At 65.7% G+C, this 17,893-nt stretch carries 10 protein-coding genes; all 10 read left to right on the forward strand.

All coding sequences use genetic code 11. From position 1 onward, the window contains the following. The first annotated feature begins 99 nt into the window (after positions 1-99). The 10 genes from QNN99_RS04900 (at position 100) to QNN99_RS04945 (ending at position 17,846) form a co-directional block, all read left to right on the forward strand. Positions 100-1,302, forward strand: coding sequence for a glycosyltransferase family 4 protein (locus QNN99_RS04900; RefSeq protein ID WP_229965310.1), 1,203 nt, complete (start codon positions 100-102; stop codon positions 1,300-1,302). Then, a complete protein-coding gene (locus tag QNN99_RS04905) occupies positions 1,299-3,068 on the forward strand; it encodes a glycosyltransferase family 4 protein (RefSeq protein ID WP_229965311.1) in 1,770 nt (589 codons plus the stop codon). The genes QNN99_RS04900 and QNN99_RS04905 overlap by 4 nt, the downstream gene beginning before the upstream one ends. Beyond that, positions 3,068-3,955 carry an ABC transporter permease gene (locus tag QNN99_RS04910; RefSeq protein ID WP_229965312.1) on the forward strand — a complete coding sequence of 296 codons (888 nt, stop codon included), beginning with the start codon at positions 3,068-3,070 and terminating at the stop codon, positions 3,953-3,955. The genes QNN99_RS04905 and QNN99_RS04910 overlap by 1 nt, the downstream gene beginning before the upstream one ends. Further along, the gene (locus tag QNN99_RS04915) at positions 3,942-4,841 is read left to right on the forward strand and encodes an ABC transporter ATP-binding protein (protein ID WP_229965313.1); all 900 of its coding nucleotides are present in this window, start codon (positions 3,942-3,944) and stop codon (positions 4,839-4,841) included. Before QNN99_RS04910 ends, QNN99_RS04915 begins: the two co-directional genes overlap by 14 nt. Then, positions 4,842-6,749, forward strand: coding sequence for a glycosyltransferase family protein (locus tag QNN99_RS04920; protein WP_229965314.1), 1,908 nt, complete (start codon positions 4,842-4,844; stop codon positions 6,747-6,749). It abuts the gene before it with no gap. Further along, positions 6,730-8,022 (forward strand): UDP-N-acetyl-D-mannosamine dehydrogenase, encoded by a 1,293-nt coding sequence (gene wecC, locus QNN99_RS04925; RefSeq protein WP_229965315.1) that lies wholly within the window; start codon positions 6,730-6,732, stop codon positions 8,020-8,022. Before QNN99_RS04920 ends, wecC begins: the two co-directional genes overlap by 20 nt. Further along, on the forward strand, positions 8,019-11,144 hold the full coding sequence (locus tag QNN99_RS04930) for a bifunctional glycosyltransferase/CDP-glycerol:glycerophosphate glycerophosphotransferase (protein ID WP_229965316.1): 3,126 nt from the start codon (positions 8,019-8,021) through the stop codon (positions 11,142-11,144). Before wecC ends, QNN99_RS04930 begins: the two co-directional genes overlap by 4 nt. After that, the gene (locus QNN99_RS04935; RefSeq protein WP_229965317.1) at positions 11,137-13,890 is read left to right on the forward strand and encodes a bifunctional glycosyltransferase/CDP-glycerol:glycerophosphate glycerophosphotransferase; all 2,754 of its coding nucleotides are present in this window, start codon (positions 11,137-11,139) and stop codon (positions 13,888-13,890) included. Before QNN99_RS04930 ends, QNN99_RS04935 begins: the two co-directional genes overlap by 8 nt. After that, on the forward strand, positions 13,887-16,874 hold the full coding sequence (locus QNN99_RS04940) for a CDP-glycerol glycerophosphotransferase family protein (RefSeq protein ID WP_229965318.1): 2,988 nt from the start codon (positions 13,887-13,889) through the stop codon (positions 16,872-16,874). The genes QNN99_RS04935 and QNN99_RS04940 overlap by 4 nt, the downstream gene beginning before the upstream one ends. A gap of 255 nt (positions 16,875-17,129) precedes the next feature. Beyond that, on the forward strand, positions 17,130-17,846 hold the full coding sequence (locus tag QNN99_RS04945; protein ID WP_229965319.1) for a phosphocholine cytidylyltransferase family protein: 717 nt from the start codon (positions 17,130-17,132) through the stop codon (positions 17,844-17,846). Positions 17,847-17,893: the final 47 nt, after the last annotated feature.

The following is a 17,893-nucleotide window of genomic DNA, read 5'->3' on the forward strand; positions in this document are numbered from 1 at the left end:
TTCGACAAGACCGCTTTGAACAGATAACGGAACCGAGCGGTAGACTGGCTCGGTCCTAATAAGATGTGCGGCTTGCCGCGCCATGCCGGGGGGAAGTTCTTGCGAGTCCTGTTGCTCATCCACTCCTACTCGCCTGAGCACAGCCCGCCGCAGCGGCGGTGGACGCAGATCATCCGCTCCTTGCGGCAGCAGGGCTGGAACGTCGACGTCGTCGCTCCCGTAGCCCACGCGCCGCACGGACGGCGCACCTTGCCAAAGTCCGACGCCGGCCGGGCCTTCCGCCGCGATACCGGCGTTTACGGAGAACACATTCGGCGGGTGCCCTACCTGTGGCACCGCACCACCCGGCTGGGACGCCTCGCCGATCATCTGGTATCGGCAGCCTGCAGCATCCCGGCAGCGCTTCTGGGCCCGAAGCCGGACGCAGTGATTGTCACCGTCCCCAGCCTCCCCATTCTCGGCGCCGGATACGCGGCAGCCCGCCTGCTGCGGCGGCCCCTGGTCGTGGACATGCGGGATGCCTGGCCGGACATCGCCCGGGATGCCCGCCTGGTTCCCGGCAGCGCCAAGGGCATTGCCGAGCGCATTATCATCGCCATCCAGGACCGCGCGGACCTGGTCGTCACCGTCACCTACGGCTTTGCGCAGACGCTGAGGGACCGGGGCCTGGGCAACGTGGCGACCGTCAGCAACGGAGTTGACGTGTCAATCCGGGAGCTGCTCCAGCCGCCGCCGGAACACTCGGAGTTCCTCAACGTGCTCTACCTGGGCAACCACGGCGAGAGCCAGCGCCTGGACGTCGTGATCCGCGCCGCCGCACTGGCCAAAGACTGCGTCCGGCTGCACATGGTGGGACACGGCGTCCAGCGCCGGGACCTCATGGCCCTCGCGAAGGAACTGGAGGCGCCGGTGGTTTTCCACGATCCGGCGGTGGGCGCCGAGGTGATGGAGCACTACCGGCAGGCGGACACCTGCGTGGTGTCGCTGCGGGATGACTGGAAATCCTTTGAAACCACCATTCCATCCAAAACCTATGAAGTCCTCGCCGTGGGCCGGCACGTCACCGGGATTGTGCTCGGTGAAGCCCGCAAGATTATTGAAGAAGCAGGTGCCGGCGACGTCGTGTCGGCGCATCCCGAGAAGGTCGCCGAGCTGTGGCGGCAACTGGCGGCAGACCGGACAAAGCTCCTGACCGGAACCGCGGGACGGGACTGGGTGCATGACAATGCCAATGTGGACGCCCTGGCCAAGGCCTACGCCAAACTGCTGACGACACTGGTGGACGGGGTCACCACCCCGTGAAGCACCCGCTGAACCACACTCGGAAGCACCCCGGTACGCTCCTGCGGAACCTTCGCCTTGCCGGCGGAACCGCCGTCGAGCACTTCGGGGACGATCCGGTGGTGCTGGCCCTGCAAATCTCCCGCCGCCTGCCGCCCCGCCTGCTCCGGCCGCTGCTGGACGCCGCCGCACTGCTCCCCGGCCACGGGACCGTGGCTTCGCTCGAAGCGCTGCTCCGCGGCGACAAGGACCGGCTGGCAGCCAACCTGCGCACCTGCGCCTCGGGCAACGGCTCGACCGGCAGCCGGCTGCGGATGGCGGACCTGGCAACGGCCGCCGGCCTGCCGGAGCTGGGCGCCGAGCTGCTGGCAGGGATTCCGCCCGCAACCGGCGGGCGCCGGGGAACGGCCGCCCGGCTGAACTGGTACAACGGCGACATGGACGGTGCCATCCGCGTCCTGGACGGCGGCTCGTCCCGGGAACGCGCGCAGCAGCGCAGGCTCGCCGCCGAAGCGCGGGTCTTCGCCGGCTGGCAACCCCAGCTGGCACCGGTGCCCGGATACCGGGCCGAACCCCGCACCGTGCTCCACGTCCTGACAAATTCGCTGCCGCACACCCAGAGCGGTTACGCGCAGCGCACGCACTCCATCCTGAAGGCCCAGCGGGATCTCGGCTGGAACGTACATGCGGTGACCCGGCTGGGCTACCCGGTGCAGGTGGGAAAGCTGGCGGCAGCGAACACCGACGTCATCGACGGCGTGGAATACCACCGGCTGCTTCCGGCCCGCATGCCGTTCGGCCTGGACCGCCGGCTGCAGCGCCAAGCCGAGGACATGCTGGCCCTGGCCCTCACCGTGCGGCCCGCCGTGCTGCACACCACCACCCACTTCACCAACGGGCTGGTCACGGCCGCGGTGGCTGAAGCACTCCGAATTCCCTGGGTCTATGAGGTCCGCGGACAGCTGGCCGACACCTGGGCTTCCACCCGGTCCGACGACGCCCGCGGCAGCCAGCGCTACCTCGACTTCAGGGCCTCCGAAGCCCGCGTCATGAACCGCGCGTCGCTGGTGCCGACCCTGGGCACGGTCATGGCCGAGGAAATCGCGGCTTCCGGGGTGGACCCGGCCAAGCTTGTCCTGCTGCCCAACGCGGTGGGGGAGTACTACCTCAACGAACCCCTGTCACCGCGCGACGCGCGGCTGAAACTGGGACTGCCCGGGGACGGGCAGATTATCGGAACCGTGAGCAGTCTGGTTGACTATGAAGGCTTGGATGACCTGCTGCGGGCCTTTGCGCTGCTCGCGCCGCAGCATCCGCAGCTGACCTGCCTCATCGCCGGCGACGGCTCGTCCGCACCCGGACTGAAGGCCCTCGCGGCCGAGCTGGGCATAAACGGCAGGGTCTTGTTCCCGGGCCGGGTATCCCGCGAGAGCGCACATTTGTATCATCAGGCACTCGATCTGTTCGTGGTGCCCCGGAAGGATCTGAACGTGACACGAGCGGTTACCCCGCTGAAACCCGTCGAGGCCATGGCCTGCTGCACCCCCGTGGTGGCCAGCAGCCTGCCGGCGCTTCGGGAATTGGTGAATGACGGCGTCAACGGCACCCTGGTGCCGGCGGAAAATCCGGAGGCCCTCGCGGACTCACTGGACCGGCTGCTGGCAGACCCGGACCTGCGGGCCCGGCTGGGCGCCAACGGGCGCGCGCACGTACTGGCCACCCGGACCTGGCAGGCCAATGCGGCGCTCTGCCTGGAAAAGTACGCCTCGCTGACGGTCGCCGCCTGATGGCCCCGGCGAAAACGGCCGCCCGGGCCGACGTCCAGGTGAAACCCGTGTCCGTGGATGTCCGGGGACTGCAGCGCGTGGGTGCCCGCCCCGGCTTCGTGGACTACGCCATCTCGGTGTGGAACTACCGCGAGTTCGTGTTTTACGACGCCAAGGCCCGGGTGCAGAGCGGAAACCGCAGGGACCGGCTGGGCAGCATGTGGCTGATCCTCAACCCGGTGCTGAACGGACTGACCTACTTCCTGATCTTCGGGCTGCTGCTCGGCACCGGCGGCGGCATTGAGAATTTCATCGGCTACCTGGTCATCGGGATCTTCCTGTTCCAGTACAGCTCCCGCGCCATCACCAACGGCGGCCGCTCCATCCAACAGAACCGGGCCGTGATCCAGGCCTTCAGCTTTCCGAGGGCAACGCTGCCCATAGCGGTGAACCTGCGCGAACTGCTGGCCAACATCCCGGTGTTCATCGTGATGGTGCTGATTGTCCTGGTGATCCCGCCCACCGAGGAAATCTCCTGGCTGGGGCTGCTGATCATTCCGGCCCTGCTGCTGCAGAGCATCTTCAACCTGGGTGTGGGCCTGATCCTGGCCCGCGTCATTTCCAAGGTCAACGACGTCGTCCATCTGCTGAGCTTCGCGCTGCGGGCCTGGATGTACGCCTCCGCCGTGTTCTATTCCTACGAAAAATTCATCGATCAGCCGGTCCTGCTGGAGATCGTCAAGCTGAATCCTCTGTTCAACGTGCTGGACATTGTCCGCGACGTCCTGCTCTACAACACGGTGCCGGACTGGCAGTCCTGGGCCATCCTCGGCTGCTGGTCCCTCGGCGCGCTGGCCGTCGGCGCCGTCTACTTCTGGCGGGCGGAGGAAACCTATGGACGCGGTTAAGGATGTGGAATACCTCCAGGAGGATCCCTGCATCGTCATCGATGAAGTGAGCATGCGCTACCGTGTCCCGTCGAGCGAGGCACCGGCTGCCGACGACGGAACCAGCGGATCCGGGAGGCTCCTGCGCCGGGTGCTCGCCAAACCCAACCTGGTGACCGTGAACGCGCTGAACCCCATGTCGCTGGTGGCGGTCCGGGGCGAGTCGATCGGCATCGTGGGCCGCAACGGCTCCGGCAAGAGCACGCTCATGAAGCTCATCAGCGGACAGGTCAAGCCCACCAGGGGCGCCGTTTATGCCGTGAGCACTCCGGTCATGCTGGGCGTCAACGCCGCACTGGTTCCCGAACTCTCCGGCGACCACAACGTGGTGCTGGGCTGCCTGGCGATGGGCCTGACCCGCGCCCAGATCGCCGAAAAGTTCGATGAAATTGTTGAGCTCTCCGGTTTGGAAAAGGCCATCCACCTGCCGATGCGCTCCTACTCCTCGGGAATGGCCTCCCGGCTCCGGTTCGCCATCGCAGCCAGCATCGATCCGGAAATCCTGCTGATTGACGAGGCGCTCAACACCGGTGACGCCCAGTTCGCTGACCGCAGCAAGAAACGCATGGATGAACTGCGGGAAAAGGCAGGCTGCGTGTTCCTCGTGAGCCACAGCCTGGACACCATCCTGGAGATGTGCACCCGCGTGGTCTGGATGGACAAGGGGGACCTGCTCATGGACGGCGAGCCCAAGGCCGTCGTCAAGGCCTACAAGGACTTCACCCGGGAGCTCTCCAAGGGCAACAACATCACGGCAGCAAAGATGCGGGCCACCGCCATGGAAGCCCTCACCGTGACCCGGGTCATGGAACGGTCCAGCGGGCGCCGCAGCTCGAAGGCACAGTAAATGCGCGTGCTCAACGACCTCCGCACCGGCCTCTGGCACCTCCGGGCCGGCGGCCCCGCCCAGGTCCGGGACTGGAAGATCCGCAGCCGCGCCGAACGCGGATTCGCTGATCCCGCCAATGCCCGCGGCGTCGAGGCGGGATGGATCGGCCGGGGAGCCAACCGGCGGCTGTCCATTCCCGCGGCAACGCTGCCGCCGCCGTCCCCCCGCCGGAGCGACCTCACGGTCGGCGTGATTTTGGACGAGTTCTCCGCCATGGCCTTTGCCTATGAGTGGAACACCGTCGCCCTGGACCCCGCCGCCTGGCAGCGGCAACTGACGGACTCGGGGGCGGAGCTCGTCTTCATTGAATCCGCGTGGGCCGGCAACAACCGGCTTTGGCGCGGAAAGCTCGCCGGCCCCGCAGGTCCGGCCCCCGAACTGGTGCAGCTGCTGCAGTGGTGCCGCGAACAGGGCATTCCCACGGTCTTTTGGAACAAGGAAGACCCGCCCCATTACGAGGACTTCCTGCCCGCGGCGGCGCTCTTCGACCACGTCTTCACTTCCGACGTGCGCCGCGTGCCGTTCTACCGGCAGGACCTGGGCCACGAGAACGTCGCGGTCCTTCCCTTCGCGGCGCAGCCCGCCATCCACAATCCCGTTCGGCCGCGGCACGGCCGCCATTCCCGGGACATTGCCTTTGCCGGCATGTACTTTGCGCACAAGTATCCGGAGCGCCGGGAGCAGATGGACCTGCTGCTGGGCGGAGCCATGGACGCCTCGGCGAAACTCCCCACCGGGTTGGAAATCTTCTCCCGGAAGCTGGGCGGCGACTCGAACTACCAGTTCCCCGCACCGCTGGACTCCCGCGTGGTCGGCTCGCTGAGCTATCCGCAGATGCTCTCCGCGTACAAAGCGTACAAAGTGTTCCTGAACGTCAATTCGGTGGTGGACTCCCCGAGCATGTGCGCCCGGCGGATCTTTGAAATCAGTGCCGCCGGCACTCCCGTGGTCAGCACGCCCAGCGACGCCGTGGCACAGTTCTTCGCTCCGACGGAAGTTCCGGTGGCACGCACCCGGGAGGAAGCGGCGGCGCTGAGCCGCGGCCTGGCGAGCAACCCGGAGTACAACGACCGCACCGTCCACCGGGCCCAGCGCCGCATCTGGGAGCAGCACACCTACGCGCACCGGGCCGAAACGGTCCTCGCGGCCGCGCTTCCGGCCCGCACCCGGCCGCTGCAGCGGCCCACCGTCTCGGCCCTGGTGCCGACCATCCGCCCGCACCAGCTGGAGAGCGTGTTCCGCACGCTCGCCCGCCAGGAGGGCGTCGACGTCGAGCTGGTGCTCCTCACCCACGGTTTCGACCTGGAACCGGGTCAGCTGGAGCGGCTCCAGGCCGCGCACGGACTGGCCAAGGTGCAGCTGCTGGCCGCCGGCCGCGACGTGTCCCTGGGGGAGTGCCTGAACCGGTGCGCCGCCGCCGCGACCGGAGACGTAGTGGCCAAAATGGACGACGACGACCACTACGGTCCCCACTACCTCAGCGACCAGCTCCACGCCCTCGCGTATTCGGGAGCCGACATTGTGGGCAAGCAGGCGCACTACATGCACCTGCGCAGCTCCAACGCGACGGTGCTGCGCTTCGGCCACCGGGAGCACCGGTACACGGACTTCGTCATGGGGCCCACCATTGTTGCCCGCCGGAGCCTGGTCCTGGAGCTGCCCTTCCCCGCACTGGGACTGGGCGAGGACACCGGCTTCCTGCGCCAGGCCGCCGCGGCGGGCAAGCGCATCTACTCCACAGACCGCTTCAACTATTTTCAGGTCCGGGAAGCAACCGGGCATACTTGGCAGATCGACGACGCCACCCTGGTGGCGTCCGGCGACCTGAGATTTTATGGGGGACCACGTGAACACACAGACCTATAGCGCCGGCGAAGCAGCAACGGACATCGCCACCGTCGCGGTCGTCGGACTCGGCTACATCGGCCTGCCCACCGCCGCCATCCTGGCCGGCAAGGGCCTGAAGGTGGTGGGTGTTGACGTCAATAACTACACGGTCGAAGCGGTCAACGAGGGCCGGGTGCCCTTCGTCGAACCCGATCTGGGGGTCCACGTGGCCGGCGCCGTGAGCCAGGGCTACCTGAGGGCGCAGACCGCCATGCCGGAAGCCGACGCCTACATTGTTGCGGTGCCGACGCCCTTCAGGGACGACAAGACAGCAGACCTGATGTACGTCGAGCAGGCGGCCCGGAGCATTGCCGCCCGGATCCGTCCCGGCAACCTGGTCATCCTGGAGTCCACCTCACCCCCCGGCACCACGCGGCGGATGGCCGACGTCATTCTGGAGCTGCGCCCTGACCTGGCTGCGAACGCCAACGGCGGCAGCGACGCCGTCCTGTTCGCCCACTGCCCGGAGCGGGTCTTGCCCGGCCGGATCATGATCGAACTGGTCACCAACGACCGCATCATCGGCGGACTGACGCCGCAGGCGGCAACTGCCGCAGCGGGCCTGTACAGCAGCTTCTGCCAGGGCAGCATCCACCTCACCGACGCAGCCACCGCCGAGATGGCGAAACTGGTGGAGAACGCGTACCGCGACGTGAACATTGCGTTCGCCAATGAGCTGTCGGTCATCAGCGACAACCTCGGCATCGACGTGTGGAACCTGATCGAGCTGGCCAACCACCATCCGCGCGTGAACATCCTGCAGCCCGGCCCCGGCGTGGGCGGCCACTGCATCGCCGTCGACCCGTGGTTCATTGTGTCCGCCGACCCGGAGAATTCCCGCCTGATCCGCACGGCCCGGGAGGTCAACGACGCCAAGCCCGGCCACGTGATCGCCGAGGTGGAGGCCGCCGTGGCAGGCATCGAGTCGCCGGTCATCGCGACCCTCGGACTGGCCTTCAAGGCGAACATTGACGACACCCGGGAATCTCCCGCGGTGGAAATTGTCCGCCGGCTGGCCGTCGCAAACCCGAATGCCCGGATTCTGGTGGGACGCTCGTTCCTCGGATCCACGCTGCCGAAGGAACTCGACCCGCTGCCCAATGTCACCTCGGTGGTGACCGACGACGCCGTAGCTGCCGCCGACGCCGTCGTCCTCCTCGTGGACCACGACTCCTTCCGGGAAATCCGCCCCGAGCAGCTGGCCGGGAAGGCAGTCATCGACACGAGGGGATTCTGGCGCGCCTCGGCATGAACAGGATTGCCAAACGGATTGCCAGCGCCGGAGCGGACCTGCATCCGGCGCTGAAGGCACGAATCCGCCGCACAGTGGGCCGCACCCGCCAGCCCGGCGGCGGACTGCTGAGCGTCGTGGTGCCCATGTACAACGTGGCGCCGTACCTGGAGCGCTGCCTCACCAGTCTGGTGAACCAGAGCTACACGAATCTGGACATCCTTATTGTTGACGACGGCTCCACCGATGGGTCAGTGGCGATGGCCGCCAAATACGCCCGGTACGATTCGCGGATCCGCCTCATCAAGCTGCCGCACGGCGGCAACGGGCTGGCACGGAATACCGGCATCGCCGCAGCCCGCGGCGAGTTCCTCACCTTCGCCGACGCCGACGACGTCGTACCCGGCAACGCCTACGCGCTGATGATGGCGTCGCTGGCCGAGACCGGATCCGACTTCTGTGTGGGCTCGTACGGCAGGATCCGGGGGAGCAAAAAGACTCCGGTCCGCCAGGCGGAGCGCATCCATGCGAAGCCGCGCACCCGGATCACCGTATCCGATCATCGGACCGTCATCGACGACGTGTTCCTGTGGAACAAGGTCTTCCGCCGGCAGTTCTGGGACCGGCACGTGGGCGCCATGCCGGAGGGCATCCGCTACGAGGACCAGGAAACCACCGCCCGGGCCTACCTGCGGGCCGGAGCCTTCGACGTGCTGCCGGCAGTGGTCTATTGGTGGCGGATCCGCGAAGACGGCTCCTCGATCACCCAGGCGAAATACCTGCTCGAGGACCTGCAGGACCGGCTGTCCGTGGCCCGCGATGTCACGGCACTCTTTGAAACCGAAGCGCCGCCGGCGGTCCGGGAGCACTGGTACCGGCGGCTGCTGGGATCGGATCTGATCCCCTACATCGAGCAGGTGCCGGACGCCGCCGAAGACTTCTGGCAGCTGCTTCGCGACGGGGTCCGGAATCTCTACGCCGCCGGACAGCAGCACCTTGGATCCATTGACCCGCAGGCGCGCGTCCTGCTGCAGCTGACCGCCGACGGCCGGCGGGAGGACATCCGGCGTGCCGTGGTGGACCGGATCAACAACGGCACGGCCAGCCCGCTCATCTTCGACGGCGGCCGCATCTTCGCCGAACCGCCCCTGCTCCGCGTCCTCGGCGGCCCCGTGGACCGCGCGCTCCTGGAAGTTTCCCCGGAGGACCTGGACTTGGTGGCCGCGCTGAATCCGCCGGTCGCGGTGAACGACGGTGGCGCCGCCGTTCACGGATACGCCTACCTGCGCAACGTCGACCTGCGCCGCACCGCGGTGAGCTTCACCGCCGGCGTTCCCGGGCCGTCCGGATTCCAGCCGCTGGACCTTCAGCGCCGGACCGATCCGGAACTCGACATCATCTCCGGTGACCGGAACTGCAGCTACGCCCACTCCGGGTTCAGCCTCCGCCTCGAAACGCCGCTGCCGCCCAAGCTAATCCTGCGCGCGGAGGTGGACGGCCACCGCGTGGAACGCACGGTTCCCCTGCCCGCACCCGAACCTGCCCGCGGCGGCCCGGCACCCCGCTCCTCGTCCGGCGGACCGGCCGTCACGGCGTTCGCGGCCGTGCCGGATGCCGATGTCCTGGAGCTGGAACTGGCTGCTGCCCCGGCGACAGCGGGCTACGCCCTGGTCACCGCACGCTTCCGCATCCCTGCCAGCGACATCACCCCGCTGCCCGACGGCGGGCTCCGGCTGCGGTTCCCGCTGGCCGCCCCGCGGTGGGGGAGGGAACTGCCGGCGCCGCCGTCGGGCTCCTACACCCTGCGCTGGCGCGCCGGCGGCGGAGAGGCCGGGCCGCAGGACCCGGCCGTTTCCGTGGCCGAAGGTACGGCTCGGCACTTCACCGGCACCCTGCTGCCCTCGGCGCGCGTGCGTGCACTGCGGACGGCCGCCGGTGCCATGGCCGTCAGCATCGCGGCCCCGCTGGCCGACACCGAGACCGGCACCTTCCACCAGTACCGGCTGCGACGCGAGGTGTTCGGCGCCGATGCAGCGCCTCCGGCGCTCACCCCCGGCATCTTCTTTGAGAGTTTCGGCGGGAAGAGCTGCACCGACAGTCCCCGGGCCATCTCCGACTACCTTGCCGCCACCGGTTTCGACGAACCGCTGTACTGGTCGGTGGCGGACCTCTCCGTGGCCGTGCCGGACTATGCGGTGCCGCTGCTGCAGGGGTCTGCGCTCTGGTACGAGAAACTCGCGTCCACCCGGCGGCTGGTCAACAACAACAATTTCCCCTGGTACTTCCGGAAAGCACCGGGCCAGTTCTACCTGCAGACCTGGCACGGAACGCCGCTGAAGAAGATCGGCCTGGACATACCGCAGCGGGCACTGTCCCTGTCCTACCGGGACCTAATGGCACGGGAGGCGCAATGGTGGGACCTGCTCCTGGCGCAGAATGACTTCGCCGCCGCCACGCTGCCGGCCGCCCTGGGCTACACCGGAGAGGTGCTCACCGCCGGGTATCCGCGCAACGATGCCCTGCACCGGCCCGGCACCCGCAACCGGGTCCGCGGCCTGCTCGGCATTCCGGCGGACCGGAAGGTGCTGCTGTACGCGCCCACCTGGCGCGACGCGGTGCGGGATGACGCCGGCCGCTCGGACTGGGTCGGGTTCCTGGACGTTGCCGAAGCTGCCCGGCTGCTGGGGCCGGGCTGGACCTTCCTAATCCGCGGCCATCACAATGTCGCCGGCCAGCGGCGAGTCGAGGACCATCCCGCCGCCATCGACGTGACGGACTATCCGGAGGTCAACGACCTGTATCTGGCTTCGGATGCCCTGGTGACTGACTATTCTTCGGCGATGTTCGACTACGCGGTGCTGAAGCAGCCAATCCTTCTGCTAGCGCCCGACATGGATGAGTACAAACGGTCGCGGGGGCTGTATCTGGACCTGGCCGAGGTCCTGCCCGGTGCGCCGAGGGCCTCGAACACCGCTGAGCTTACTGACGCGCTGAGTCGCCGGTTGACCGGACCCGACCCCGGGGTTGCCGACTTTGCGCACCGTTTTGCCTCCGCCGATCTGGGCACTTCGTCGGGGGCAGCGGCCGCTGCACTGCTGACCGCCGCTCCTCAACTAAACGCAACTGGAGACCACCGTGGCTAAGGGCCAATTTTCCCTCGTAGTGGCGCTGTACAACGTGGCTGACTACGTGCCGACGTTCCTGAAGTCCCTCGAGATCCAAAGCTATCCGGTGAACGACCTGGACATCGTTGTCATCGATGACGGGTCCACTGACGAGTCGGCACGGCTGGTTGCGCAATGGGCAGAACGGCGACCCAACGTCCGGCTGGTCCGCAAAACCAACGGCGGCCCCGGCTCCGCCCGCAACGCCGCGCTGGATCTGGTCCGAAACTCTTGGGTAACGTTCTGCGACCCCGACGACGCTTTCCACCCGCACTATTTCGAGCGGATTGCAGACTTTTTAGCCCGCGACACGAAGCAGTCGGCGCAGATGCTCACGGGGCGGCTCGTCCAGTTCAATGACTCATCGCTGCAGACATCGCAGGGCCACCTGCTGAACCGGAAGTTCCGAAGCGGTGACCTGCTGGTGGACCTTGACCTGAACCCGGAATACATCCACATGCACGGGCCCACAACCTTCCTCCGCAGGGAAGTCCTGGAAGCCCATCATCTGCGCTTCGACGAACGGATCCGCCCCAAGTTCGAGGACGCGAACCTCATCGGCCGCTATCTGGCAGTGGTGGGCCGTCCGGTTGTCGGGCTGGTGGCATCGGCCAGCTACTATTACCGTCGGCAGCGCCAGGGTGGCACGTCGCTGGTGCAGGGGGCGTGGAGCGATCCCCGAGCCTACAGCGACCTGCCCGAACACGGCTGGCTGGGAATGCTGCAGGCGGTGCGCGAAAGCGCCGGCCGGGTTCCGCACTGGGCCCAATACATGGTGCTCTACGATCTGGTTTGGTTCTACATCGACGACAAGCGGATGCACAGCGACACCGGCTCCGCCACACCGGAGCAGCAGGCCACCATGCACCGCCTGCTGGAGCACATCATCGCGCTGATCGACCAGGATGTCATCGACACCTTCAGCGTGGTCAGCCAGGGCTGGCTCTTCCACAACATTCTTCGCTCTCACTACAAGGGCCTCCGCGATGCTGACCCGATGGTCGTGGAAGGGACCACCGATCCGACGCAGCAGGTCACCACGTACCACTACCTTTACCAGGATGGTCTGCCGCAGGAAGAGTTCGTGGTGCACGGTGCCCCTCAGGCTCCGGTGTCAGCGAAGGTGATGGAGCACCGGGTGCTGGGCCGGGTTTTGATCCGTGAACGGATTCTTGTACTCCCGTCCGGTGAGGAAACCCGGATCCTGATCAATGGCGTGGCAGCGACCATTACGACCGACCGCGGAGTTCCGCTGCAGGCCGGCCGCAAGCCCCTGCCCGCTTCCTACCTGCAGCTGGCATCAGGACAGGCAACACATCGCAGCGCCTCTACGTCAGCGGCCGGCAGTGCTACCCGTCAGCTGGCCCGGGCCCGGGCGAGCTTCACCGTTCGGCGGGTGTTGACCGGGAGCTCGCGCTCCCGCACGGCAGCCGCGGCAGCCCAGCGGATCCTCCTCCGGCAGCTCACGGCCGCCAAAGCGAAACAGCGTGCAGCGGCAGACCGGGCCCTGATCCGGCAGGCGCACACGGAGCAGGTCCGCGCACGGTACCAAGACGCCTGGCTGCTCATGGACCGGATCGACCGTGCCGATGACAACGCCGAGCACCTTTACCGGTACCTCATGAAGCACCGGCCGGGCATCAACGCCTTTTTTGTGATCGAGGAGGACTGCCCGGACTGGCACCGGCTGCAGGCGGAAGGGTTCCGTCTGGTTCCCTACGGCTCGGACGAGTCGGTGCTCCTGGTCCTGAACGCTGCCTACAAGCTGTCGTCGCATGCCAACTGGAACGTCGAGTTCCCGGTGAGCCGCGAACGATTCGGCGACGGTGAGGCCAAGTTTGTCTACCTCCAGCACGGTGTCATCAAGGACGACATGTCCCGCTGGATCAACGGCAAGAACATCGCGGTGATGGTCACTACCACCCAGGGTGAACACGAATCCATCGCCGGAGACAACAGCGTGTACCGGCTTTCGGGCCACGAGGCCAAGCTCGTCGGGCTGCCCCGCTACGATGCCCTGCGCGCTGCCGCGCTCGCCGCTCCGGTGGAAGAACGCCGCAATATCCTGATCGCACCGACCTGGCGTCAATACGTGAAAAAGGTCATCGAAGTCTGTGAAACGCCCGCAGAGGCGGCGGTGGCTTTCGAAGCGACCGACTTCGGCGCTAACTGGATGGCGTTGCTGCGCTCAGCGGAGCTGAAGGAGCTGAGCGTCAACTCCGGGCTGAGCGTGGTCTTCATGCCCCACCCGGAGTTTGAGTTCGTGGTGCCGTACCTGGATCTGCCGGAATATGTGCAGCCCGCCAGGTACCGCGATGTCAGTGTGCAGGAAGAACTGACCAAGGCTCACACGATGATCACCGATCATTCCTCCATCGCCTTCGACGCCGCCTACTCTGGCAGCAACGTCATTTACATGCAGTTTGACGGCGACGAGATCTTCCGAGGCAAGCATGTGTACCGCAAGGGATACTTCGACTACGAGCTGCACGGTTTCGGCCCCGTGACGCCGGATGGGGACGGCGCGTTGCAGGAACTGAAAAGGATTGTGGCCGGTGGCTCGGTCCGTGAGCAGCTGTACGAGGAGCGGGTGCGGGGGACGTTCCCGTTCTGGGATTCGCGGTCCTGTGAGCGGATTACTGTGGCCGTGGAGAATCTGGGGCGCCCGTGGAACCAGCAGTATTCCCTCGAAGCGCTGCCGGACGAAACTGGTCACACCAAGTGAAGAGCGCAGGATGGCTCAAGCGGGGCGTCAAGGGACTGCAGCAGTTGACGGGGCCGGTGCCCCGGAAGTCAGCGACACCCGGGAAGCCTGCACCGGCAGTGTGGGTGGCGCCCGAAGTGGAGCCCGTGCCGCTTCCGGATCCGGATCCCGCGGTGCTGCGCCGCTGGCTGGAGGGGGTGGCGGCTGCCGCTGCCGCCGTGCAGGCTGAAGCTTCGGAAGCTGATGCCCGGCAGTGGTACGGGCAGCGTCTCGCAGACCTGGGATCCCAGGTGGAATACGTCCAGCACAGCGGCCAGGACCAGTTTGATGATCTGCAGAAGTTTGTTTCAGGAGTGCTGCAAGGCGCCACCGGGCAGGAGATTCTTCGGACACTCGGCGTCCATCAGCGGGTCCTGCTTTCGCTGATTGCGGAAGGTCGGCGCAGCGACGTTCTCCTGGTGCTCGCGGATCTGCAGGACAACGGGCGAAGCTATCCCACCGAAGGAGCACCGCGGTCAGCTGGCCGCCGAGTTGCCGTGCCGCCGTATCTGGCGCGGCTAAGCGAACCAGTTAACCCTGGAGTGCACAGTTTGTCCGCGGTTGATTGGCCGCTGTCCGCGCGGGTGACACGCTTCGTCTGGACCGATGACGGCCTCCTCAAAATTGAAGGCTGGGCCTATCTCTCCGGGATGGATCCCGCGGACTGCGTCCTGGAGGTAGGGCTGCGGCACTCCGGTTCAGATGCCGCAGCAGCGCTCGCCGTCCGCAGGGGCCAGGACCCCCGCATCGATATCGCTGCGGCGGACCGTTGGCGGTCCTACGCCGGGGCGGCGTTCACCGCAACGGTTGATCCGCGTGCCTTGCCTGGTCTGCAACCCGCTTCCGGCGGGGCCACTGAATGGGCGGTGCAGGTGACCCTTCAATCCGGGGATATCTCCGTATCCGATGTGATCCGGGTCCGGGACTCGGATACGCTTCCGCGGCGGTTACCGGTCGGGCCGCTCTTCGGTGAGCGCAGGCGCATCATCGGGCTGATGGACGGCACCGAAGGCCTGCGGCTTAAGGCCGTCCGCTACTCGTGCGTGGCAGCCTCCGTCGAGGTAGCGGGAAGCATGGTGACGGTCGGCTTCGAGGGGTCGGGAGGGGCGGTGCCGGCTGCGCTCTTCCTGGACGTCCCGGGCGAGCCGCAGGTGGAGTTCCGCCCCACTGATGCCGCCGGGGCCTTGTTTGCCGTGGATCTGGCGTCCGTCTGCAGCACTGTGACAGGTGCTGCGGAGAAACGCTGGACCATCAAGGCATTTCTGCCCAACGGCAGGACGGAGCCGGTGGGTTGGGCCGGGGCGGGAGCCGATCTTGTCGCGGTGTCAGAACCGGCTGCCGCGCTGCGCGCCGAATGCACCGGCTACGGGTACCTGCAGTTGTCGCTGCGCCCGGAGCGTGTGACGTTGAGCCGGGCCGAGATGCACCGCGACGGCACCACGCTAAGCCTGGAAGGACATCTGGCCCGCATCCCTGGATGCCCGGATCCGGTGCTTCCGGAATTCTTGCTGACGACTGCGCGCAACGAAGTCCGCCCGACCTCCACCCGCTGGCTGGATGAGACGGGCCTTTTCCGCATCGAGTTCCCCCTGATTCAGGACAAATGGGGGCACGGCGAGTCTGCGCTGGAGTCGGGGCACTACCGGGTGCTTCGCGTTTTGACCGGGGAAAGCGGAGGTTTTCAGACGGCCCGGGTGCCCGCCCTCGGACAGCTGCTCGGGGAACTGCCCGCTCAGATGCCGCACGAACTAATGAGCGTGGAACTGGCGGGGGAGGGGAACGAACAGGATCTGGTCCTGCGGGTGTCCGCACCCCGGGCGGCAGCAGAACGGACCGCGCGCAACCGCCACCTGCTGATTTCCGAGTATTCCCGGACCAGGGAGGAGTCCGTGGACTTCGGGAGCGTGCTCTTTGAGACCTTCGACGGCAAATCCTGTTCGGACAGCGGCCGGGCGATCAGCGACGTTCTCGGCGACCGGATACCCGGCCTGCAGCGCTACTGGACCGTCGCGGACTTCTCAGTTCCGGTTCCGGCGAACTGCGCGCCGGTGCTGCGGGAAAGTCCGGAGTGGTTCCGGCTGCTCGCCACCGCCGGTTACCTGGTGAACAACAACAACTTTCCGCACTATTTCCGGAAGCGCCCGGGGCAGTTCTACATCCAGACGTGGCACGGAACTCCGCTCAAGCGCATCGGCTCTGACACTCCGGTGACCGGCGCGACCGCTTCCTACCGAGCGCTCATCAAACGTGAAGCGGCTGCCTGGGACATGCTGCTCTCGCAGAGCGGATTCGCCGCGGATACCTTGGAGTCAGCCTTCGGGTACCGGGGGGAGCCGGCTATTTTTGGATATCCCCGCAATGACGCCCTGGCAGCGGACACAGCAGCCGGACGCCGGGAGGAAAGCCGCAGGCTGCTGGGCATTGCCGAGGACTGCAAGGTTCTTCTCTACATGCCAACCTGGCGTGACAACGGGTCCGCAGCGGATCCTTACCTCGACTTCGACGCGGCCGCAGAGCAGCTGGGCCCGGGATACGTGCTGCTCTACCGCGGACACCATAAGATCGCAGGCCGGAGGAAGACCACCGGGCAGAACCGCTACATCGACGTGACCACTCATCCCGAGGTCAACGATCTCTATCTGGCGGCTGACCTCCTAGTGACCGACTATTCGTCGGCCATGTTCGATTTCGGTGTAACCGCAAAACCGATGTACTTCCTGACCCCGGACCTGGCCCGCTACCGCGATTCCGAACGCGGCTTCTATTTTGATTTTGAGGCGCAGGCTCCGGGCCCCATGGCAGCGTGTACGGACGAGTTGGTGGCGGCAGTTCTGGCGGAGGAAGCGAACGCGGAACCCTATGCCAGCCGCTACAGGGATTTCGTACGCCGGTACGCACCTCTGGACGACGGTGCTGCCGCAATTCGCGTGGTCGAAGCCGTCTGGAGCGGGCAACCAACCTGGTAGCAAGCGGTTCCTCCTGGAAGGACAGGCAATCAGGCATTCTTGACCCGCACTGAAACGAAGCACGCAGTACGCTAATAAATTAGCCCTAGATGTACAAAACGTGAATTTCTCTATAACGATCATGGTTGATACGCTGGCTGGGGGGTAAGCATGGTATATCGATGTTGATGATTTGGCCTTGGCGCACCAAGATGGCATCTAATGCCCATCTTCCAGCTTGTTCCCGCTCCTTACTACCTGGACGACAGGAACAAAATGACTTTACAGACCGTGATTCTCGCAGCAGGCATGGGTACTAGGTTGGCGCGACCGCACCCAAAGCCACTCACACCCCTGGATGATGGACGAACCATCATGACTCAGCAAGTGGATAACCTCAAGGCCGCCTTCGGGGAAGAGTTGCGGTTGACTATTGTGGTCGGCTATAAGCTCGAGCAAATCATGGAGCATATGCCGGATGCTTCGTTTGTTTACAATGAAGCTTTTGATCAGACAAATACTTCGAAGAGTTTGCTGAAAGCGTTGAAAAACTCTCACGACGGCGGCGTGCTGTGGATGAACGGCGATGTTGTTTTTGACCCCGAGATGCTGGAATACCTCCGTGACTCGATCAAAGCGGATAAGTCCTTCATCGCTGTGGATACTTCCTCCGTGTCCGATGAGGAAGTTAAATATACTGTTGGCGAAGACGGATTCATAAACAACCTGTCTAAGAAAACCCAGAATGCCCTGGGGGAAGCAATTGGGATTAACTACGTGTCGTCTGCCGATAAGGACGTTCTTATCGCACGTCTAACTGAAGTCGATGACCAGGAGTACTTCGAGGGTGGCATAGAGGCAGCTATCTCCCTCAACGGGTCGCGTTACGCACCTGTTGACATCAGTGCTTATTACGCTGTGGAAGTGGATTTCGCGGAGGATTTGGTGCGTGCCAATGAGCAAATACTGGTCGCTGCACCTCCTTCAAAGTAATCCAGTAGGGCATAACTGGCTATGCCCTAAGTCATTCGGTTCGTAAT

The organism is Arthrobacter sp. zg.Y820 (assembly GCF_030125555.1).
Classification (GTDB): domain Bacteria; phylum Actinomycetota; class Actinomycetes; order Actinomycetales; family Micrococcaceae; genus Arthrobacter_B.